Origin of the sequence: Planobispora longispora, assembly GCF_016863135.1 — a bacterium.
GTDB classification, from domain to species: Bacteria; Actinomycetota; Actinomycetes; order Streptosporangiales; family Streptosporangiaceae; genus Planobispora; species Planobispora longispora.
The window spans coordinates 24,563-44,167 of record NZ_BOOH01000030.1 but is presented as its reverse complement, the minus strand read 5'-3'; the positions used below and the strand labels follow the sequence as shown (position 1 = coordinate 44,167).

General features: G+C 72.5%; 19 protein-coding genes. 8 read left to right on the top strand and 11 right to left on the bottom strand.

The genetic code is table 11. The features are described from left to right. Positions 1-260 precede the first annotated feature (260 nt). From Plo01_RS19320 to Plo01_RS19310, 3 genes are all read right to left on the bottom strand, one after another. Positions 261-905, bottom strand: coding sequence for a hypothetical protein (locus Plo01_RS19320; RefSeq protein ID WP_239316654.1), 645 nt, complete (start codon positions 903-905; stop codon positions 261-263). Then, positions 902-1,417 carry a M48 metallopeptidase family protein gene (locus Plo01_RS19315; RefSeq protein WP_203892032.1) on the bottom strand — a complete coding sequence of 172 codons (516 nt, stop codon included), beginning with the start codon at positions 1,415-1,417 and terminating at the stop codon, positions 902-904. Before Plo01_RS19315 ends, Plo01_RS19320 begins: the two co-directional genes overlap by 4 nt. Positions 1,418-1,558: 141 nt before the next feature. Further along, a complete protein-coding gene (locus Plo01_RS19310; protein WP_203892031.1) occupies positions 1,559-2,344 on the bottom strand; it encodes an enoyl-CoA hydratase/isomerase family protein in 786 nt (261 codons plus the stop codon). A 243-nt stretch (positions 2,345-2,587) separates the two neighbouring features. Here Plo01_RS19310 and Plo01_RS19305 point away from each other — a divergent pair, with 243 nt between their 5' ends. Further along, positions 2,588-3,688 (top strand): ThiF family adenylyltransferase, encoded by a 1,101-nt coding sequence (locus Plo01_RS19305; RefSeq protein WP_203892030.1) that lies wholly within the window; start codon positions 2,588-2,590, stop codon positions 3,686-3,688. 70 nt (positions 3,689-3,758) lie between these two features. Then, positions 3,759-5,108 carry an ABC1 kinase family protein gene (locus Plo01_RS19300; protein ID WP_203892029.1) on the top strand — a complete coding sequence of 450 codons (1,350 nt, stop codon included), beginning with the start codon at positions 3,759-3,761 and terminating at the stop codon, positions 5,106-5,108. 475 nt (positions 5,109-5,583) lie between these two features. On the opposite strand, the gene Plo01_RS19295 is transcribed toward Plo01_RS19300, so the two are convergent. The 5 genes from Plo01_RS19295 to Plo01_RS19275 all read right to left on the bottom strand — a co-directional run bounded on the left by Plo01_RS19295 (position 5,584) and on the right by Plo01_RS19275 (position 9,608). After that, positions 5,584-5,778, bottom strand: coding sequence for a hypothetical protein (locus tag Plo01_RS19295; protein ID WP_203892028.1), 195 nt, complete (start codon positions 5,776-5,778; stop codon positions 5,584-5,586). Between the two features lie 55 nt (positions 5,779-5,833). Next, on the bottom strand, positions 5,834-6,103 hold the full coding sequence (locus Plo01_RS19290; RefSeq protein WP_203892027.1) for a WhiB family transcriptional regulator: 270 nt from the start codon (positions 6,101-6,103) through the stop codon (positions 5,834-5,836). A 130-nt stretch (positions 6,104-6,233) separates the two neighbouring features. After that, complete coding sequence (locus Plo01_RS19285) at positions 6,234-6,539, bottom strand: hypothetical protein (RefSeq protein WP_203892026.1); 306 nt, start codon at positions 6,537-6,539, stop codon at positions 6,234-6,236. Between the two features lie 136 nt (positions 6,540-6,675). After that, the gene (tesB, locus tag Plo01_RS19280; protein WP_203892025.1) at positions 6,676-7,542 is read right to left on the bottom strand and encodes an acyl-CoA thioesterase II; all 867 of its coding nucleotides are present in this window, start codon (positions 7,540-7,542) and stop codon (positions 6,676-6,678) included. Beyond that, complete coding sequence (locus tag Plo01_RS19275) at positions 7,539-9,608, bottom strand: ATP-dependent DNA helicase UvrD2 (RefSeq protein ID WP_203892024.1); 2,070 nt, start codon at positions 9,606-9,608, stop codon at positions 7,539-7,541. The genes tesB and Plo01_RS19275 overlap by 4 nt, the downstream gene beginning before the upstream one ends. Before the next feature lie 176 nt (positions 9,609-9,784). Here Plo01_RS19275 and Plo01_RS19270 point away from each other — a divergent pair, with 176 nt between their 5' ends. Then, the gene (locus Plo01_RS19270; RefSeq protein ID WP_203892023.1) at positions 9,785-10,768 is read left to right on the top strand and encodes an alpha/beta hydrolase; all 984 of its coding nucleotides are present in this window, start codon (positions 9,785-9,787) and stop codon (positions 10,766-10,768) included. A gap of 235 nt (positions 10,769-11,003) precedes the next feature. After that, positions 11,004-11,255, top strand: coding sequence for a mycoredoxin (locus Plo01_RS19265; protein ID WP_203892022.1), 252 nt, complete (start codon positions 11,004-11,006; stop codon positions 11,253-11,255). 113 nt (positions 11,256-11,368) lie between these two features. Here Plo01_RS19265 and Plo01_RS19260 read toward each other — a convergent pair whose 3' ends face one another. From Plo01_RS19260 to nudC, 3 genes are all read right to left on the bottom strand, one after another. Next, entirely contained in the window at positions 11,369-11,809 is a 441-nt protein-coding gene (locus Plo01_RS19260; RefSeq protein WP_203892021.1) for a hypothetical protein, read from the bottom strand. A gap of 101 nt (positions 11,810-11,910) precedes the next feature. Beyond that, entirely contained in the window at positions 11,911-12,117 is a 207-nt protein-coding gene (locus Plo01_RS19255) for a hypothetical protein (RefSeq protein ID WP_203892020.1), read from the bottom strand. Between the two features lie 225 nt (positions 12,118-12,342). Further along, on the bottom strand, positions 12,343-13,323 hold the full coding sequence (nudC, locus tag Plo01_RS19250; RefSeq protein ID WP_203892019.1) for an NAD(+) diphosphatase: 981 nt from the start codon (positions 13,321-13,323) through the stop codon (positions 12,343-12,345). Between the two features lie 248 nt (positions 13,324-13,571). Between nudC and Plo01_RS19245 the strand changes: the two genes are divergently transcribed. Genes Plo01_RS19245 through Plo01_RS19230 form a run of 4 tightly spaced genes read left to right on the top strand, consistent with a single transcriptional unit; the run spans position 13,572 to position 19,502 of the window. Further along, complete coding sequence (locus tag Plo01_RS19245) at positions 13,572-14,759, top strand: ATP-grasp domain-containing protein (RefSeq protein ID WP_203892018.1); 1,188 nt, start codon at positions 13,572-13,574, stop codon at positions 14,757-14,759. Then, positions 14,756-16,657 carry an IucA/IucC family protein gene (locus Plo01_RS19240; protein ID WP_239316650.1) on the top strand — a complete coding sequence of 634 codons (1,902 nt, stop codon included), beginning with the start codon at positions 14,756-14,758 and terminating at the stop codon, positions 16,655-16,657. The genes Plo01_RS19245 and Plo01_RS19240 overlap by 4 nt, the downstream gene beginning before the upstream one ends. Beyond that, the gene (locus Plo01_RS19235; RefSeq protein WP_203892017.1) at positions 16,654-18,318 is read left to right on the top strand and encodes an IucA/IucC family protein; all 1,665 of its coding nucleotides are present in this window, start codon (positions 16,654-16,656) and stop codon (positions 18,316-18,318) included. Before Plo01_RS19240 ends, Plo01_RS19235 begins: the two co-directional genes overlap by 4 nt. Beyond that, positions 18,315-19,502, top strand: coding sequence for a type III PLP-dependent enzyme domain-containing protein (locus Plo01_RS19230; protein WP_203892016.1), 1,188 nt, complete (start codon positions 18,315-18,317; stop codon positions 19,500-19,502). Before Plo01_RS19235 ends, Plo01_RS19230 begins: the two co-directional genes overlap by 4 nt. Positions 19,503-19,605 lie beyond the last annotated feature (103 nt).

The following is a 19,605-nucleotide window of genomic DNA, read 5'->3' as shown; positions in this document are numbered from 1 at the left end:
TCCTACGGTCCGCACCGATTACGGCGCAGCCAGAAGGAGTGCGGCGCGGGCGGGTCTGCCGGCCGGCGTGAAAAAGGGCCAGGACCCCGCGCGCCCGCCAGGCCGGAGGCCTGAACAACCAGACAGCAACCCCGACGGCCGGCCGGCAGACCCGCCCGTACAGCACGACCATGACCCGTACAGCACGACCATGACCCGTACAGCACGACCATGACCCGGGCCAACCCGCCACCGGCACCCGGCGTAGGGCGTAGGGCGTCTTATCGGTGGTGACCGGTGGCGAGGAGGTCGCGGGTGTTCTCCCAGCCCTCCAGGCCGGGGTCGAGCCATCCGATGTCACCGGGGGCGCGCAGGCGATGCCAGCCGGGACCGGTGGCGACCATGCGGCGGCCGGGGGCCGAGTCGCGCAGGGACCGGACCGGGTCGGGGTCGTCGAGTCCCGTCCGCGCCCATTCGGGATAGGGCAGGTGGGCGGCTATCGCCACGGCGCCCCCGCCCACGGCCGGGCAGACGGCGACCTGCGCGCGGCCCAGCGCCCGGAAGAGCTTGCCGATCAACAGGGCGGGCAGATCGGGGGCGTCCCCGCTCAGCAGGACCGCTTGCCGGCCGTACGGCACCGCCGCGGAGACCGCGGTGAACGCCGCCTCCGTCAGGGCGCTTCCCGACAGCTCGGGATCGATCTCGACGATGGGCGTCCCCGGCCAGACGATCTCCTCCAGCCCCGGCACGCCCGTCACCAGGACGGGGGTCACGAAGTCGAGCCCAGCGACCAGTTCGCAGGTGTCTTCGGCGACGGCGGCGAGGAAATCCCCGGGATCGACGCCGGGAGGCGCCGCGCCGGCCATCGTGGGCATGACGAGCACCGCGACCAGCCGCGCGTCCTCACCCGATGCCTGTCCGGTCACCATTCCTCGGCGGTGCCGTTGGAGGCCATGGAGAATCCTTCGAGGAACCCGCGCGCCCGCTCGGCCTTGGGATAGTGTTCCACCAGCGCCCAGAACCGGGGGCCGTGGCTCGGCACCAGCAGGTGCACGAGCTCGTGCATGATCACGTAGTCGACCACCCACGCCGGCATGCCGCGCAGCCGGGTGGAGATCCTGATGGTGCCGTGGTCCGGAGTGCAGGAGCCCCAGCGGTGCTGCTGGTTCTCCACCCATCGCACGCTCGCCGGTCGCGCTCTGCCCTCCAGGTAACGCGCCGACAGATCGTTGGCCCGATCGAGCAGGTCATCGTCGGAGGGGCGCCTTCGCTGCTCCTTGGCCGCGAGCCGGTCGAGCATCCGGCGCACCCATTGTTCCTCGTCGGTCCTGCTCAGGCCGTCGGGGAGCAGCACGATCGTTTTCTCGCCATCGCGGTACGCCGAAACGGTCCGCCGGCGACGAGAGCTTCGACGGACCTCGACTGTCTCGGGGGGCACATATGCACGGTAGCCGAGAATGGTGAATTCCCACCAGAGGGCAGAACACGTTCTTGCTGGTCAATCCCCGTTCGTTGATTGTTCAGCGAGACCGATCCGCTATGACCGTGACTTATGGAATTAACCTGGATATCGCCCGTCTCATGAGTTCCGGAATCTTGGAACCCGCCGTTCTCTCTGGGCGGCCAGCCCTTCGCGCATGTCGTCGGAGGCCATCGTCACCGGCTGAGCCAGGGATTCCCAGCGCAGTGCGGCCTCCAGATCCGCATGCCCGCCGCCGGCGAGAGCGATCTTGGTGAGCCGGGTCGCGATCGGGGCGTTGGCCGCGGTCCTGGATGCGATCTCCAGCACCTCGGCGAGCAGCGTCTCCCGGGGGAAGGCCCGGGTGACCAGCCCGGCGGAGGCCGCCTCGGCGCCGAGCATCGTCCGTCCGGTCAGCAGCATCTCCCTGGCCACACCCACTCCCGCGACCCTGGGCAGCAGGTAGGTCGCCGCCATGCCCGGGTGGAGGCCGAGGGCGGTGAAGGGGACGAGCAGTTTGGCGTCCTCGGCGGCGTAGACCAGGTCGCAGGCGAGGGCGAAGCACAGGCCGGCCCCGACGGCGGCGCCGTTGATCGCGGCGATGGTCGGCACCTCCAGGTCCGCGATCGACAACCACGTCCGGTAGAAGCCGAGCATCCGGTCCCGTAGCGCGGGCACACTCTCCGCCCCCCGCTCGGCCAGCCAGGAGAGGTCTCCCCCGGAGGAGAACGCGCTTCCCGCGCCGGTGGCGACGACGCACCGTACGTCCCGGTCCCGGCGCAGGTCGGCGATGGCCTGCCGCCACTGCTCGGTCATCGCGTCGGTCATCGGGTTGCGCTGCTCGGGACGGTTCAGAGTGAGAACCACGACGCCGTCGTCCCGCCGGTCCACCAAGAGCTCGCTCATGCCGGGAGCGTAGTGGACGGGAGATCACCCGCACCCGTATGCCCGGCCGTGGAGCCGTATCCAGGATCCCGCCGCGAAAACTCAGAGGCGGTTTCCACAGTCCGCGGCCGGGGTGCGGAGTTGTCCACAGGGTGGGGAACGGGCGGCCCGGAGCCGTGCGGGGGCGTGGCACGCTGGCACTTCCCACGGACGGCACGTCCCGGCGGCTCCGGTCCGGGACACCCAGGAGATGAGGCGGCTCCCATGAGGCCACGGCTCAAGCCCGCGCTCCGGCGGGTCTACCGTGACGAGCGCACCCTGCAGTTCGGCACGCATCCCCGTCGCGCGGTCGTGCTCACCGATCTCGAGCCGGGGGTTCGCAGCTGGGTCGAGAGTCTCGACGGCACCCGGGACCTCGCCGGGGCGCTGGCCGGCGCCGCCGGCGCCGGGATCGGCGAGAGGCAGGCGCGCCTCCTGCTCGACATGCTGGTCGATCAGGGGGTCGTGGACGACGCCGGGGCGCCTCCGCGCCCGTTGCGGGCTCTCACCCTGGCCGAGCGCGACCGCCTCCAGCCCGAGCTGGACGCCCTCTCCCTGGCCCCGGGCGCCGCCGACGGCGGGTTCGCCGCCCTGGAGCGCAGGCGCGCCGCCCAGGTGACGGTGTACGGCGCGGGCCGGGTGGGCGCGCAGGTCGTCGCCCTCCTCGCCGCCTCCGGAGTGGGGCGGCTCTGCGTGGTCGATCCCGACGCGGCCCGCCCGCGCGACCTCGCACCCGGCGGCCTGACCCCGTCCGAGCTGGGGATGAGCAGGCAGGACGGCGCCGTGACGGTGGCCGGGCGGCTGGCGCCCGCCGTCACCGCGTGGACCGGGGAGAACGCCGCCCACCCGGCCGACGGTTCCCGCCGTCCCGACCTGGCGGTGCTCGCTCCCGTGAAGCCTCTGGACGGCCTGCTGGTGCGGGAGCTGGTCGCCTGGGAGATCCCCCACCTGCTGGTGAGCGCCTGCGAGGGGTTCGGCTCGGTCGGCCCGCTGGTGCTGCCGGGCCGGAGCGCATGCCTGAACTGCCTCGATCTCGCCCGGCGCGACCGGGATCCCGGCTGGCCGATCGTCAGTGCCCGCCTGGGCGGCTTCCCCGCGGGTGAAATCGCCTGCGGGACGGCCCTCTCCACGCTGGTGGCGGCCATGGCGACCGGTCATGCGCTTGCGCTTCTGGACGGTCGCGGAACGACTGTGACCAACGGCACAATGGATGTATTGCCTGATTGGAGATGGAAGAAGACCCCTTGGAGCGTTCATCCTCAATGTCGTTGCTTCCGAAACGAGTTTGGTTCGCTGACAATGGGCGCGTCGGCTACCTGCCGTTGACAGACACCACAACCACCACGACGAAGGGAGGGAGCGGCGTCTCGCTGACGGGGGCATGCCGCGAACCAAGGTGAGTGACCTTCCGCGCCGCGCAGTCACACGCTCCGCCAAGCTGGCGGCTCTGCCCATCGGGTTCGCCGGGCGCACCGCCCTGGGTCTGGGCAAGCGCATCGGGGGCAGGTCCGCCGAGCTCGTCGCCCAGGAGATCCAGGAACGCACCGCAGAGCAGATCTTCAAGGTGCTGGGCGAGCTCAAGGGCGGGGCGATGAAGCTCGGCCAGGCGCTGTCCATCTTCGAGGCCGCCCTCCCCCCGGAGATCGTCGGCCCCTACCGGGCGACCCTCACCAAGCTCCAGGACGCGGCCCCGCCGCTGCCGGCCAAGACCGTGCACAAGGTGCTCACCGAGCAGCTCGGGGACGACTGGCGCGATCACTTCCAGTCGTTCGAGGACCTGCCGACCGCCGCCGCCTCCATCGGCCAGGTGCACAAGGCCGTCTGGCACGACGGGCGCACCGTCGCGGTCAAGATCCAATACCCGGGGGCCGGAAAGGCCCTGATCTCCGACTTCAACCAGCTCGCCCGCCTCGGCAAGCTCTTCGGGGTGCTGCTGCCCGGTCTCGACATCAAGGCCGTGCTCGCGGAGCTGCGCGAGCGGATCGTCGAGGAGCTCGACTACCTGCGGGAGGCCGAGGCCCAGCACGCCTTCGCCCTGGAGTTCAAGGACGACCCCGACTTCTTCGTGCCCGACGTCATCGCCGCCAACGAGCAGGTGCTCGTCTCCGAATGGGTGGACGGCACCCCGCTCTCGCAGATCATCTCCAACGGCACCCAGGACGAGCGCGACCGCGCCGGCCTGCAGTTCGTCCGCTTCCTGTTCTGCTCTCCGTCCCGGGTGGGCATGCTCCACGCCGACCCGCATCCGGGCAACTTCCGGATCACCGGGGACGGGCGGCTGTGCGTGCTCGACTTCGGCGCGGTCAACCGGCTGCCCGAGGGATACCCGCCGGTCTTCGGCAGGCTCACCCGGATCTTCAACCAGGGTGACATGGAGACCGTGATCGAGGGGCTGCGCGATGAGGGGTTCATCCGCCCCCACATCGAAGTGGACCCCGAGGCTCTGCGAGCCTTCCTGGCCCCCTACGTCGAACCGACCGCGGTGGAGGAGTTCAGCTTCAGCCGCGAATGGCTGCAGCAGCAGGCCGCCACGGCGACCGACCTGCGTCCCGGCAACGTGGTGCGCCAGCTCAACCTGCCGGTCTCCTACGTCCTCATCCACCGGGTGCACGCGGCCGGCGTCGGCGTGCTCTGCCAGCTCGGCGCCACCGCCCGTTTCCGCGACGAGGTCATCCGCTGGGTCCCCGGCTTCGCCGACGACCCCGACGACTCCGACGATCTCCAGGAGGAGCCCCTCGCCAGCTGAGCGGCCCTCCGGCCGAGGACACGCTCCGAACTGAGCAGGTCCCCAGCCGGGGAAACGGCTCCGGACTGAGCAGACCCCCAGCCGGGGAAACGGCTCCGGACTGAGCGGCACCCGGGAGGACATGCTCCGGGCTGAGCGGAGCCCTCGGTCAGCGGCACGTTCTGGTTCGCGGGGAAGACGGAGACACGCCGAAGGGGCGGCCCGGAAGATCGGGCCGCCCCTTCGGCGTCATCGGTTCGGGGCACGGTGTGCCCCGCCGGAGGCATCTCCCCGGGGCGCCGTCCGGGCTCCGTCGAGCCCGTGTCCCGGAGGCCGGTTGTCGACCCCGGGACGGGATCTCGTGTGATCCCGTCCCGGGGGACGCGGCCGGCTCCGGGGCGCCGGGGAACATGCCCGGCTCCGGGGTCCTCCCCCGCCGCGCGACGCCGTCCGGGCGTCACGCGGCGGGGAGGGGATCCCGCTACAGGCGGTTCTCTCAGACCATGCTCATGAGCGCATGGCGCAGGCGGGCGGAGGCGCGCTCCACGTCGCGGCGGGCGCGCCGGAGGCGCATGATGCTCGCGGCGCGGCGGTGCTCCTCGGCCTCACGGTGGAGCGTACGTATTCGGTCCCGTACCAGTTCTTCGTGAATAGACGGGACGTCGAGGCTCCGGCTGGTGAAGGTCGTCATCGGAAGTGGTCCTTTCGGAAATGTTCTGAAGTCTTCGCTGGTTGGATGCGGTCTGTCAGGCAGCGACCGGGGTCTTGCGGGGACGTCCGCGCGGACGCTTCCGCGGAACGACGACTCCCCGCAGGATGAGCTCGCCGCCCCAGACGCCCCACGGCTCCTCGCGCTCCAGCGCGCGGGCCAGGCAGGCCTGCTGGATCGGGCAGTCTCCGCAGAGCGCCTTGGCGAACTCCACGTCCTCCGGAGACTCGGCGAACCAGAGGTCGGGGTCGGTACGACAGGGGATCGTGGCTTCGTCGATCAGGTCCATGACCGTCTTGGCCCCCATCTGTGTCACCTCTCGTTTGGTGTTGATCTTTTGGATTACCTCGTGGGTGGGGGTCAGGGATGTCGCGACAAACAAGAAGGCCGCGGATCCTGTCTGCGGATCCGCGGCCTGAAGGCTCTCCCTTTTCAGGTCATGTGACCTGAGGGTGCCTCCAGGGTTGCGGACCGCGCAGCCCACCGTTTCCGATGTGCTTGGTCTGCTGTGCATCGCCGCCGGCTTCCGCCATCGGGGCAGCCGGGACGTCCGTCGCCGGGTAGGCGGGGCGGACGGCCTTGCGGCTGGCCTGGATCTGGAAGAGGACAGACTTCTCCTGCCGGAGCTGAGCGGCCACGGCATCCGTGAGGACGACCCGGCGTCGAGCGGTGGGCAGGGTGGTGCCAGTGCATGCGGAAGCGAGCCCCGTCAGGGCCGGCATCTGCATAATCAGGCTCTTCACAGCGGACTCACCTCCATTCGTAGATCGCCGGACAGGAGCGTCCGACTCGCTTGACCATGACCCTAAACCCGCGAGCGGGAAGGGGCAACATATTTTCTACCTGCAGTTTTACGGACTACAGAACGCCGATCACGGGTCACAGAACGCGGATCATCGCCTCCTGCACCACGGACACCGCCAGTTCTCCGGACCGGGTGAACATCTGTCCGCGGGCGAGCCCCCGCGCCCCGCCCGACCACGGCGACTCCTGGGCGTACAGCACCCAGTCGTCGGCGCGCAGCGGCCGGTGGAACCACATGGCGTGGTCCAGCGAGGCCCCGGCCACGTTGGAGGCGCCCCATGCCAGGCCGTGGGTCAGCAGCACGGTGTCCACCAGGGTGAAGTCGGAGGCGTAGGCGGCCAGCACCACGTGGAGCAGCGGGTCGTCGGGCAGCTCCGCGTCGTAGCGGAACCACACGTTCGTCTCCGCGCCGCGCAGCTCCGGATCGCGGTGCGCCTCCCAGGTGAGCGGGGTCACGTAGCGGATGTCCACCGGCCGCGGCTTGCTCAGCCAGTCGCGCCACGAGGGGTCCTCACCCAGCACCTCGCGCATCCGCTCGCGGAACATGGGCAGGTCCTCCGGCGCGGTGACCTCGGGCATCGCCGACGCCTGGTGCTCGACCCCGTTCTCCGGGATGTGGAAGGAGGCCGACATCGTGAAGATCGCCTTGCCGTGCTGGACGGCCACGACCCTGCGGGTGGTGAAGGACCGGCCGTCCCGGACCCGCTCCACGTTGTAGACGATGGGGATCGACGGGTCGCCCGGCCGGATGAAGTAGGCGTGCAGCGAGTGCACGTGCCGGTCCGACGGGACCGTACGGCCCGCCGCCACCAGCGCCTGGGCGGCCACCTGCCCCCCGAAGACGCGCTGGATGCGCTCCTCGGGGCTGCGGCCCCTGAAGATGTCGAGTTCGATCTGCTCCAGGTCGAGCAGGTCGAGCAGCTCCTTGAGCGCCTCGTTCACGCAGACTCCGTTCCATACCCGGCGGCCCGGCACAGGCCGAGCACCGCATCGCCGTACCGCTCCAGTTTGACGCGCCCGACCCCGGCGATCGCCAGCAGGTCCTGCTCGGAGGTCGGCACCCGCTCGGCGATCGCCTGGAGGGTGACGTCGGTGAAGACCACGTAGGCCGGGACCTTGGCCTCCTTGGCGACGGCCGTCCGCCAGGTCTTGAGGTTCTCCAGCAGAGCCTCGTCGTAGTCGACGGGGCAGGTGGCGCACCGGCCGAGCTTCTGCTCGGCCGCGGTGGCCAGGGTCTTGGCGCAGACCCGGCAGCTTACCGGGCCGGCGGCCGTACGGCGCTGACCGGGGGCGGCCGAGGAGGGACGGCTCTTGGCGGCGGGGCGGCCGGTGAGCCCGTCGAGGAAGCGGGAGGGCCGGCGGGAGCGGCGCCCGCCCGGGGAGCGGGCCAGTGCCCACGACAGCTCCAGGTGGACCCTGGCCCGGGTGACGCCCACGTACAGCAGGCGGCGCTCCTCCTCGATCTGGTCGGGAGTCTCCGCGTAGACGATCGGCAGCATGCCGTCGGTGACGCCGACCAGGAAGACCGCGTCCCACTCCAGGCCCTTGGCCGCGTGGAGAGAGGCCAGCGTCACGCCTTCGACCGGCGGCGCGTGCTGCTCGCTGGCCCGCCGCTCCAGTTCGGCGACGAAGCCGGCGAGGTCGGCGCCCTCGGCCGCCATGTCCTCGGCCAGGTCGGCCAGCGCCTTCAGCGACTCCCACTTCTCGCGGGCCTTGCCCCCGCCGGGAGCCTCGGGGGTCAGGCCGACGCCGGCGAGGATGTGGTGGACGGTCGGGGCCAGCTCGTCGTCGGCCCCGGCCGAGCGGGCCGCCCCGCGCAGCAGCACGACCGCCTGGCGGACCTCCGGCCGCTCGAAGAACCGGTCGGCGCCGCGCACCAGGTAGGGGACGGCCGCCCGGGCGAAGGCCTGCTCGTAGGCCTCGGACTGGGCGTTGACCCGGAACAGCACGGCGATCTCCCGCAGCGGGACGCCGTCGTCGGCGAGCCTGCGCACGGCGCGCGCCACGCCCTCGGCCTCGGCGGTCTCGTCGTCGTACTCGCTGAAGACCGGCTCGGGGCCGTCCGGGCGCTGGGCGATCAGGGCGAGCCGGTGCGGGGTCCGCGCCGCGGACAGGACACGGTTGGCCAGGGAGACGACCTGGGGCGTGGAGCGGTAGTCGCGGACCAGCTTGATCACGGCGGCGTCGGGGTGCTCGACGGGGAAGTTGGTCAGGTAGCGGGGGGTGGCGCCGGTGAAGGAGTAGATCGTCTGGTTGGGGTCGCCGACCACGCACAGGTCGTCCCGGCCGCCGAGCCAGGTGTCGAGCAGCAGCTTCTGCAGGGGGTTGACGTCCTGGTACTCGTCGACGACGAAGTAGCGGTACTGCTGGCGGATCTGGGTGGCCACCTCGCGGTGCTCGGTCATCAGGGCGGCGGTGAGCTCCAGGATGGTCTCGAAGTCGACCAGGTGCCGCTCGCGGCGGATGATCTCGTAGGCGTCGTAGAGGCGGACCACCTCCTCGGCCGGGATCGGCGGGGTCCGGTGCGCCTTCCTGGCGGCCTCGACGTAGTCTTCCGGGCCGGTCTGGGTGACCTTGGCCCACTCGATCTCGGAGGCGACGTCGCGCAGCTCCGAACGTTCGAGGTCCCGGCCGATCTGGCGGCACGCGCCGATCAGCAGCGGCAGCTTCGACTCGATCACCGCGGGCGGGTCGCCGCCGATGACGCGGGGCCAGAAGTAGGTGAGCTGGCGCAGGGCCGCGGCGTGGAAGGTGCGCGCCTGCACCCCGGGCGTGCCGAGCTCGCGCAACCGCTGCCGCAGCTCTCCGGCCGCCCGTGTGGTGAATGTCACGGCCAGCACGCCCTGGGCGTCGACCGCCCCGCTGCGCACGGCATGCGCGATGCGGTGGGTGATCGCCCTCGTCTTCCCGGTGCCCGCACCTGCGAGGACACAGACCGGACCGCGCACCGCCTCGGCGACCTCGCGCTGCTCGGGGTCCAGCCCCGCCAGAACGTCAGCGGGCTCCATGGGACTCCTTAGCGCTCATCGACGGTCCGGGCGGAACCATTTTTCCAGTCACCGGCCAAGCTTCGCCCATTCTGGCACCGTACCGTTGTTCACTTGGATAACCGCTGAGATGCGCAAACAGGGTCCTTTACTCCACAATAGGTGCGAACCAAACCCCGGGGAAAGGAAGAGAGTCCGTGCGAACTGCGGCGACCGTAGGCGCGCTCGCTCTTGCGACGCTGGTGCTCGCGCCCTCCGGGGTGCACGCGGCCTCGTCCGGAGAAGGCTCCCTCACCTCTTCCACCGGCGTGTCGGCTGCCGTGGGCGACCCGGCTCCCACGCCCGCCCCGACGCCGACCCCCACCCCCACGCCCACGTCCGCCCCCACCTCCGAGCCCGCCCCGCAGGGCACGGTCATCGACACGGTCGCGTACGGCTCGCACTCCCGCCAGCGCATGGACGTCTGGTACCAGCCCGACGACCTGCGGAGGCCGGGCGTCTTCCTGATCCACGGCGGCTGGTGGTCCTCCGGGGACAAGAAGTACATGACCGAGATCAGCCGGAGCTACGCCGAGCTGGGCTACACGGTCTTCAACATCAACTACCGTCTCTCCGGCGACGCGTCGTGGCCCGCCCAGCGCGTCGACGCCTTCGACGCCATCGCCACCGCCCGGCGGCACTCGGCGCTGTGGTCCTTCAACCCGAACAACTACGTGGTCATCGGCTTCTCCGCGGGCGGCCACCTCGCCACCGCGGTCGGCACCTACAAGACCGGCGGCCTGCCCGGGCTGAAGGGCGTGGTCGGGATCTCCCCCGTGGTCTCCCCGCTCACGGCGTACATCGAGGGGGCCGAGAGCGCCGACCCCGACAAGCGCAGGCTGCGCACGGCCGCCATCCGGCTCGCCGGCGGCTGCGGGCCGTCCGGCAAGTGCGCCAGGATCTGGCAGAGCATGGAGGTCCCCGAGCACGCGAGCCGGGGCGACGCCCCCATCCTGAGCGTGCACGCGGAGAACGAGTTCGTGCCTCCCGTCCACAGCACCCAGCTCCAGGCCCGCCTGCGCCAGGTCGGCGTCCAGATGACCGTCCTCACCGAACCGGGCATCGATCACAGCGCGCCGCTCTACCGGCTGCCGGGCGTGGCGGAGAAGGTCCAGACGTGGGTCGCGGAGAAGCTGCTCTGACCGGGCCGCTCTGACCGGGCCGCTCCGACCGAGCCGGCCGGCTCAGCCGGCTCAGCCGGGTCGCTCCGGACCGGTCGCTCCGGACCGGGTTCTCCGACCTGGGCTCTCCCGGTTCAGGCCCTCTCCGGAAGGGCTCCTCCGCGCGGAGAGATCTCTTTCGGGCATCGGGAAGATGTACGGCGCTCCACGTGTTGGCAATGACCGCCGAACATCGTACGAGGGGATATTCAACGACATGGCGCTCACCGTTTACACCACCACGTGGTGCGGCCCCTGCAGGCGGCTGAAGGCCCAGCTCACCCGCGAGGGCATCGCCTTCGAGGAGATCGACATCGAGCGGAACCCCGACGCGGCCGAGTTCGTCATGAGCGTCAACAACGGCAACCAGACCGTGCCCACGGTCGTCGTGCACTCCTCGTCCGGCCCGATCGCCCTGACCAACCCCCCGGTCACGGAGGTCAAGCGCCTCCTCGAGGGCGCCGCCTGAGCGTCCGCGCTCAGCCGCTCCCACCCAGCCGCTCCGACCCGGCCGCTCCGGCCCGGATCCGCCGGGCCCCCGGCACCGGGCCGGAGACTTCCGTCCGGACGCCCCGCCGGAGATCACCGGCGAGGCGTGCCGGCCTTCTGGGTTCCGGCCTTGCGGGCGCGGAGCGGGACCCGCTCGGCGCCGCCGCCCTTGCTCACGCCGGCCGGCTTGCGGGCGCGGAGCGGAATCGGCTCGGCGCCGTCGTCCCCGCTCGCCCCGGCGGGCTGGCGGGCGCCGCGTGAGACCGGCGCGGCGCCGTCGTTCCCGCCCGCGCCGCTGACGGTCCTGTAGACCTTCGCGCCGTCGGGACCGGCCGTGTAGTGCAGTTCTTCGAAAAGGACTCTGCCGTCGTCGCCGGCGTAGGCCCTCATGATCTTCAGGCTCGCGCCGCCCGGACCCGCCCGGCTCTCGGATCGCTCCCAGAAGGTGTCGGCCACGGCTGTTCCGGAGAGCCCGCCGAGCACGAGCGCCACGATTCCTGCACCGAGGAGACGGCGCGCTGTCATACCGGTCATTTGATGTTCCTCACGGGATTCTGCTGCGGAAGGCACTGGCAGTGGGTCCCGCCCAGCGTGCGGGACCCACATCCATCACGATGAACGTCCGGCCGCCGATCTCAGTCGGCGCCGCTGACGGTGTGGGTGCTCGACGCCCCCGTCGGACCGGCCTGCTGCGACGACGTCTTGAAGAAGGCGGAACCACTCCACTCGGAGTGGTCGGACGGATCGTCGCGGTCGCCCGCGATGGCGAGGGACGAACCCGACAGTGCCAGGGCTGCCGCCGCCATCGCCGTGAGTGCGATGCGGCACAGTGATCTGCTCATATGACTCCGGTTCCTTTCTCGCTCCGGTCCTGTCCCGGACCGGGCTCGGATCAGATCCGGCGTCCGCCTCGGCTGCCAGCCGGGGGACCGACTCCGGATCCGAGGAGTCGATACCCCCATCCCGCTACATGAATACACATAGTTACCACACAACTACATAGAGCAAATAGCCCCTAAATCGCCTGTTGATCTCCCTGACATTCAACGACAGTCCGGACGATCCGGTCACCAGTCCCCGTGCAGGTCCCCGCCGTACCAGGTCTCGATCAGGCGTCGCGCGATCGAGACCACGGGCGGCAGGGCCACCTCGCCACTCCGCAGCGCGTCCGCCAGCTCCGCCCGGGTGAACCAGCGCGCCTCGGCGATCTCCTCGGCGTCGGGGACCAGTTCGGTGGAGGTGGCCCGGGCGAAGAAGCCGAGCATCAGGCTGCGCGGGAACGGCCAGGGCTGGCTGCCCAGGTAGCGGGGGGCGGTGACGCGCACACCGACCTCCTCGGCCACCTCGCGGATCACCGCCTGCTCCAGCGACTCTCCCGGCTCCACGAATCCGGCGAGAACCGACATCCGCCCCTCGGGCCACTGCGGCCCCCGGGCGAGGAGGCACCGGTCCTCGTCGTCGTGGACGAGCATGATCACCGCGGGGTCGACCCGGGGGAAGTGCTGGCTGCCGTCGTCCGGGCACACCCGCATGTGCCCGCCCGCCCGCACCTCCGTACGGCCACCGCAGCGCGGGCAGAACTCGTGCGTGGAGTGCCACGCCTCCAGGGCGACCGCGTGGACCAGCAGCCCGGCGTCCAGGTCTCCCAGCAGGGCGCCGACCTGGCGCAGCCCGGTGGGCACGGCCTCGCCCTCCGGCAGCGCCCCGGCCTCCAGCGGGGCGACGATCCGCGCGGGAGCGGCCCCGTTCCACCCGGCGTTCCCCGGTGAGGCCGCCACCGCGAAGTACGCGACCCCGTCGGCGCCCACGCCGAGCAGGTAGCGCTCGCCCTCGGGGGCCTCGTCCGGGGAGAGCAGGACGAGGCCGATCCCGTCCCCGCTCCGCCGCACCAGGGCCCGCCCGTCGTCGATGACCACGACCTTGGTCGTGCCGTCCGCCCACGCCCGCCCGATCCACTCGACGTCGTCGCGCAGCACGGCCGAGCGGTCGATGGCGCTGCGCGCGAGCAGCAACGGCCCCAGTACTCCTTCGCCCACTGTGATCTCCACGCCGTTCCGCTCCTCCCCGAACCGGTCGCCTCTTACGATTCGCCGGATTCCCGCTCTCTAGGGCAAACACCGTATCGCCGCCGGGAAAAACGCGGTGGGCGGTCGGGTGGCGCATCAGCCGGCGCCCCGCCTCCCCTCTCGATGGACCAGACATTTAGGGTGATTGACCGGTCGGGCCACACGATGATCTCCCTCCCACTAAGATGCGGTTGGTTAGGTTAGCCTTACCTGCATTCGGGGGTTCTTCGTTGCGGCTGTACCTCACCACGCTCAAACCGACAGACTCGGTCATCGACGGTTTCCTGCCCGCGGCGCGCGCGCTGGGCTGCGACGTCACGATCCTCACCGACCGGCCGGAGCAGTACGGGGACTCCGCGGCCGCAGGGATCGCCGAGGGGGTCGACGTGCTCGCCTGCGACGTGCACGACGCGCGCGCGGTGATCGACGCCGTCGCGCACCACCGCGCACCCGACGCGATCTTCTCCAACTCCGACCACATCCAGGCCGAGACCGCCCTGGCCGCCGCCTACTTCGGACTGCCCGGCAAGGACTGGCGGGCGTGCGTCACGGCCAAGAACAAGGCGCTCACCCGGCGGCGGCTGGCGGCGGCCGGGGTCGAGACCGTCCGCTCGGTACGGCTGGCGCCCGGCGACGCGGTCCCGGAGCGGGACGTGCCGCTGCCCGCCGTGGTCAAACCACGCGAGGGCGTGGCCAGCGAGGACGTCGTCCTCGTCCGGGACGGCCGCGAGCTGGCCGAGGCCGTACGGGAGATCCGGCGCCGGCGGCCGGGCGAGGCGCTCGTCGTGGAGGAATTCCTCGACGGCCCGCTGCGCACGATGGAGACGCTGGGCGACGGCCGGGAGACCCGGGTGCTCGGCGGCTTCCGGACCACGCTCGGGCCGCTGCCGCACTTCGTGGAGGAGCGCCTGGACTGGGAGCCCCCGCCCCCACGGGAGCGCGATCACGTGCTGCGGGCCCTCGATGCTCTGGGAGTGGGGTTCGGGGCCTGCCACACCGAGTACGTGACGACGCCGGACGGGCCGCGGATCATCGAGGTCAACTACCGGGTGATCGGCGACCACTGCGACTTCCTCCTGGCCGACCTGCTGGGGATCCCGCTGTTCGAGCGGATCCTCGGCGTCCACCTCGGGGCGGGGACGGGCGACTCCGGCGCGGCCGGGGGCCACGGGACCGCCCTGAGCATCGTCGCGGACCGGTCGGGGACCGTGGTCGCGGCTCCCGGGACGGTCACGCCGCCGCCCGGCGACCGGGTGCGGCTCTGGCACCGGCCGCTGCGCACCGTGGGCGACCGCGTCGACCAGAGTCACACGAACAGGGATTATCTGGGTATCGTCCGCGCCATCGGGCCCGACCGGGCGAGCGTGGACGAGGCCATCGCGGCCTTCGACTCCGAGAGTCCCTGGGTGGTCGTGTGATCGCGGGAAGCACCGTCACGGGGCGGGAGCCGTACCTCGCCGCCCGCGTCCTGAACGCGCTCCTGCGCGAGGACTACGGAGGGCTGGCCGGGCGGGTGACCCGGAGCAAGGACGGCGTCGCCGTCGTCCTCACCGGCGGGCACCGGGTCCGGCTGGTCCCGGGCTCGCTCTTCCAGGACTTCGTGGCGGCGCCCGAGGAGCGCCTCCGGCTGGAGGACGTGCTCGACACGCTCCGGGAGATCGCCGCCCCGGCCGACGCCCCCGGGGTCGAGGCGTTCGCCCGCGAGTGCCACGAGGCCCTCCGCGCCCTCGACCTCCACGACGGACACCGCGAGGACGTCCTGGCCCGCCTGGGCCGCAGCGTCCCCGCCTCCGCTCGGAACCCCGCAGGACCATCGGACGTGGCATACGCCCCGACGGCGTCCGAGACGGCTGATGACGGAGCCTCCCGGAGTCTGCCGAGCACGCAAGCGCGCATCTCGGCGGCGCGCGAGGCGGTGACGGCTCCGAGCGTGAGCGAGGACGCTGTGCGCTACGAGACGTTGGCGGCCTTCGTGGACCATCCGGTCTATCCGACGGCGCGGTCCCGGGTCGGGCTGACGGATGAGGAACTGGTGGCATACGCGCCGGAGTTCGCGCCGAGCTTCGCCCTGCGATGGGCGGCGGTGCCCCGGGAGCGGGTCACCGGGACGCCCGTGCCGCCGGTCCCGGGGCTCGGGAGGGGCGGTCCGGCCGGAGGGCTCGGGACATCCGACCCGGCGGAGTCGCGAAGGTGGTCCGAGGCGGCCGGGGCGGCCGAGGCGTTCGCGGCGGCCGGGTTGCCCCGGGAGTTCGCCCAGACGCACGCGCTCTTCCCCGTGCACCCGCTGACCGTCCCCGCCGTACGGGAGATCCCGTGGGCGGTCGTGGGGCCGGTGCCGTACCTGACGGTCAGGCCCACTCTGTCGATGCGCACCGTCGCGATCGGCCCGCGCGCGCAGCTGAAGCTGCCGCTGACCACCAGCACCCTCGGACTCCGCAACCGGCGCTCGATCAAGCCGGGCACGTTGGCCGACGGGGCCCGGGCCGAGCTGCTGCTGCGCGCGATGCCGTCCCCCGGGATCCTCCTGGCCGACGAGCAGACCCACGCCCACGCCGGGCACGAGTACCTGGGCTGGCTGCTCCGCCGCCTGCCGCCGGGCGAGATCGTCCCGGTCGCCGCGCTGCTCGCGCCCCTGCCCGGCGCAGGCACGGTCGTCGAGGCGCTGGCGGACCGGCTGTCCGGCGGGGACGTGGAGGGGCTGCTCGGCGCCTATCTGCGGCTGCTGTTCGGGTTCGGGGTGCGGTTGTTCGTCGAGTACGGCACCGCGCTCGAGGCCCACCAGCAGAACCTCGCCCTCGTCCTCGGAGAGGAGGCCGGGCCGGGTACCGACGGTCCCGGCTCCGGCGCGGACTCCGCCCCCTTCCGGCTCCTGGTCAAGGACAACGACGGCCTGCTGGCCTCCCCCGGACACCTGCGGGCCGCCGGCCTGACCGTGCCGGACTTCACCGACGAGCGCATGCTCACCGACGACCCGCACGCGCTCGCCGACGTGTTCGTGACCATCACCCTCCACCTCGCCGCCGCCGCCCCGGCGTTCGGCGCGCTGCCCGCGCCGCGGGCCGCCCGGCTCGTCGGGGACGCGCTCGCCGAGGCGCTGGAGCCGTACGGCGACGACCCGATGGCCCGGCTGCTGCGGGCCAGGACCCTCGACGCCGCCCGGCTCGTCGGCAAGTCGATGGTCACCGCCGGGACCCTCGTGGACAAGGCGCGCACCGGGGCGCGCGACGTGAACAAGTTCTACGGCACCAGCGGCCCCAACTACCTCCGCCAGCCCCCCGCGGCCCTCCGGCCCGTGACCCAGCAGAGGACTCCATGACCACCGGCCTCGCGCTCGACTCCCCCGCCGCCGTCGCCGAGGAGGCGACCTCGGCGGCGCTGCTGCGCTGCACCGTCAGGGAGGTGGCCGGGCCGCGCGGGCAGGTCTGGCACGCCGGGCCGTACGTCCTCCTGCGCGTGGCGGGCGACCTGCTCCGGGCGCGGACGCACGGCGGGCTCGCGCTGCGCTTCGAGGGCCTCCCCGAGCGGCTGGAGGACGGCTGCTGGCGGCCGCTCCCCGCCGACGACCTCGTCCGGCTCGTGGAAGGCGAGCTGGGCGGCGGCAACGAGGAGTTCGCGGCCCAGGTCCGGGCGAGCCGGGAGGTCATGGCGGCGCTGCTGCGGGCCCGGCGGGAGACCGCCGCTCCGGCGGACCCGTGGCTGGCGTCCGAGCAGGCGCTGGTCTTCGGGCACCCGTTCCACCCCAGCCCGAAGGCCCGCGGCGGCCGCGGCTCCGGCGCGGGACACGCCCCGGGAACCGGCCCGGAGAAGGGCCGTGGCGGCGTGGAGGGGGGCGGCGCGGACTGGCTCCGGTACGCCCCCGAGGCGCACGCCCGCTTCCCGCTCCGGCTCCTCGGGGTCCGCCGCGACCTGCTGGCCGAGCAGGGCGACACGGCGGCGCTGGACGGGCTGGGCGCGCCGCTCGGATACGCGCCGCTCCCCGTCCACCCCTGGCAGTTCGACCTGCTCGCGGCGGAGCTGGCCGCGCCGCTGGCCGACGGGAGACTGATCGACCTGGGGTACGGCTCCCGCCCCGCGATCCCCACCTCGTCGGTCCGCACGGTCTACGAGCCGTCGATCGACCGGTGCCTGAAGTTCAGCCTGGACGTGCGGATCACCAACTGCGTGCGGAAGAACTCCTGGTACGAGCTCGCCGGGGCGGTCGAGCTGACCTCGCGCCTGGATCCGGTGTTCCGGCGGCTGGCCGCGGAGTTCCCCGGGACCCGCTGGCTGCCCGAACCCGGCTACCGGTCGGCGGATCTCGGCGTCCGGCTGATGGAGGGGCTCGGGGTCATCATCCGGGTGAGCCCCTGGTCGGTCTGCCGTCCGGGCGTCACCCCCCTGCTGAGCGGCGCCCTGGCCGCGGGCGGTTCCCCCGGCGTCCTCCCGGGGGCCGCCGCGGCCGACCCGGTGCGCTGGTGGCGCGCCTACGTGGAGCGGGTGGCGCCGCCGGTGCTGGACGCCTACCTGAGCCACGGCGTGGTGCTGGAGCCGCATCTGCAGAACGTGCTGGTCGGTGTGGACGACGCCGGGATCCCGGTGGAGGCCGTCTTCCGCGACCTGGAGGGCACCAAGCTCGTCGCCGGTCGCCACGACCTGTCCGACCTGCCCGGCCGGGTCGCCGACCGGCTCGCCTACGACGCGGCGAGCGGCTGGAACCGGGTGCTCTACTGCCTGATGGTCAACCACCTGCCGGAGGTCGCCGCCACGCTCGCCGGGACGTCCCCGGAGGCGGACGCGCTGCTGCGGGAGCTGTGGGCGGCCGCGGGGGAGGTGCTCGCGGGCTACGCCGCCTCCCGGGGATGGCCGCGTGAGCTGTCGGACCTTCTGGCCGGGGCGCCGCTGCCCGCCAAGGCCAACCTGTCGGTGCGATGGGCGCGGTCGGCGGACCGCGCGGCGGGGTATGTCCCGGTGGCCAATCCCCTGGCGGTGCTGTCATGACGTCCCCGGAGGTTCTCCCCGTGCCCCTTTCCGCCCCCCTCTCCGCGGTCCCCGGCGACCTGCCCGCGTACGTCTACGATCTGGCCGCCCTGGACGCGCACGCGGCCGCGGTCCGGGCGGCGCTGGACGGCGTCGAGCTCTACTACGCGGTCAAGGCCAACCCCGACGCCGAGCTGCTGCGGGTGCTCGCCCCGCACGTGGACGGCTTCGAGGTGGCGTCGGGCGGGGAGCTGGCGCACGTGCGCGCGCTGTTCCCGGACACGCCCGTCGCGCTGGGCGGGCCGGGCAAGACCGACGCCGAGCTGCTGGCGGACGTCACCCGGCTGCACGTGGAGAGCCCCTCCGAACTGCGGCGGCTGCTGGCCCCGGGGCCGTCCCGGAGGCGCCCGGCCGACGTTCTGCTCCGGGTCAACCTGGACGTCCCGGTCGAGGGCGCCTCACTGGCCATGGGCGGCGGGGCCACCCCGTTCGGCATGGACCCGGACGGGGTCGCGGAGTGCCTTGACCTGCTCTCTCCCCCGGGCGGGCACGACGGGCGCGGGCCGGACGGGCATGGTCCGGATGGGCATGGTCCGGACGGGCATGGTCCGGTACGGCTGCGCGGAATCCACGCCCACCTGGCCAGCGGCCTGGACGCGGCCAGGATGCTGGAGCTCGCGGCGGCCGTACTGGACTACGCGCGCGGGCTCGGCGTCACCGAGGTCAACCTCGGCGGCGGCATGGCCGTGTCCTACACCGACCCGGTCGCCCGGTTCGACTGGAAGACGTACGGCGAGGGCCTGGCGGCGCTCCGGCGCCCCGGCGAGGTGCTGCGGATCGAGCCGGGGCGTGCGCTGACCGTCTACTGCGGGCGGTACGTCACCCGGGTGATCGACGTCAAGCGGGTCCACGGCGAGCTGTTCGCGGTGGTCGCCGGGGGCACCCACCACATCCGCACCCCCGCCACCAAGGGTCATGACCAGCCGCTGGCCGCCTGGACCTCGGCGGGCGGCCCGGGCGGGCATGGCGAGCCGGTCACGATCGTCGGCCAGCTCTGCACGCCGAAGGACGTGCTGGCCCGGAGGGTCCCGGTCCGGCTGGAGGCGGGCGACGTGGTCGAGTTCGCGATGGCCGGGGCCTACGCCTGGAACATCTCCCACCACGACTTCCTGATGCACCCGGAACCGGCGTTCCACTATCGGTGACCCGGTTCATCGGCCCCGCGAGAGGCTCGGTGAGGGCGGCTACGACGCGGAGGACCCCGCCCGAGCCGTTCGATCCGGCCGTCGACGCGGCGGACCTGTCCGC

What these genes read in the sequence shown, in the direction of transcription:
- Plo01_RS19290 (WP_203892027.1), bottom strand. Translation starts at nt 6,103, where the DNA reads ATGGGGGCCAAGACGGTCATGGACCTGATCGACGAAGCCACGATCCCC.
- Plo01_RS19265 (WP_203892022.1), top strand. Translation starts at nt 11,004, where the DNA reads ATGGCGCTCACCGTTTACACCACCACGTGGTGCGGCCCCTGCAGGCGG.
- Plo01_RS19260 (WP_203892021.1), bottom strand. Translation starts at nt 11,809, where the DNA reads ATGACCGGTATGACAGCGCGCCGTCTCCTCGGTGCAGGAATCGTGGCG.
- Plo01_RS19235 (WP_203892017.1), top strand. Translation starts at nt 16,654, where the DNA reads ATGACCACCGGCCTCGCGCTCGACTCCCCCGCCGCCGTCGCCGAGGAG.
- Plo01_RS19295 (WP_203892028.1), bottom strand. Translation starts at nt 5,778, where the DNA reads ATGACGACCTTCACCAGCCGGAGCCTCGACGTCCCGTCTATTCACGAA.
- Plo01_RS19275 (WP_203892024.1), bottom strand. Translation starts at nt 9,608, where the DNA reads ATGGAGCCCGCTGACGTTCTGGCGGGGCTGGACCCCGAGCAGCGCGAG.
- Plo01_RS19310 (WP_203892031.1), bottom strand. Translation starts at nt 2,344, where the DNA reads ATGAGCGAGCTCTTGGTGGACCGGCGGGACGACGGCGTCGTGGTTCTC.
- Plo01_RS19255 (WP_203892020.1), bottom strand. Translation starts at nt 12,117, where the DNA reads ATGAGCAGATCACTGTGCCGCATCGCACTCACGGCGATGGCGGCGGCA.
- Plo01_RS19230 (WP_203892016.1), top strand. Translation starts at nt 18,315, where the DNA reads ATGACGTCCCCGGAGGTTCTCCCCGTGCCCCTTTCCGCCCCCCTCTCC.
- Plo01_RS19305 (WP_203892030.1), top strand. Translation starts at nt 2,588, where the DNA reads ATGAGGCCACGGCTCAAGCCCGCGCTCCGGCGGGTCTACCGTGACGAG.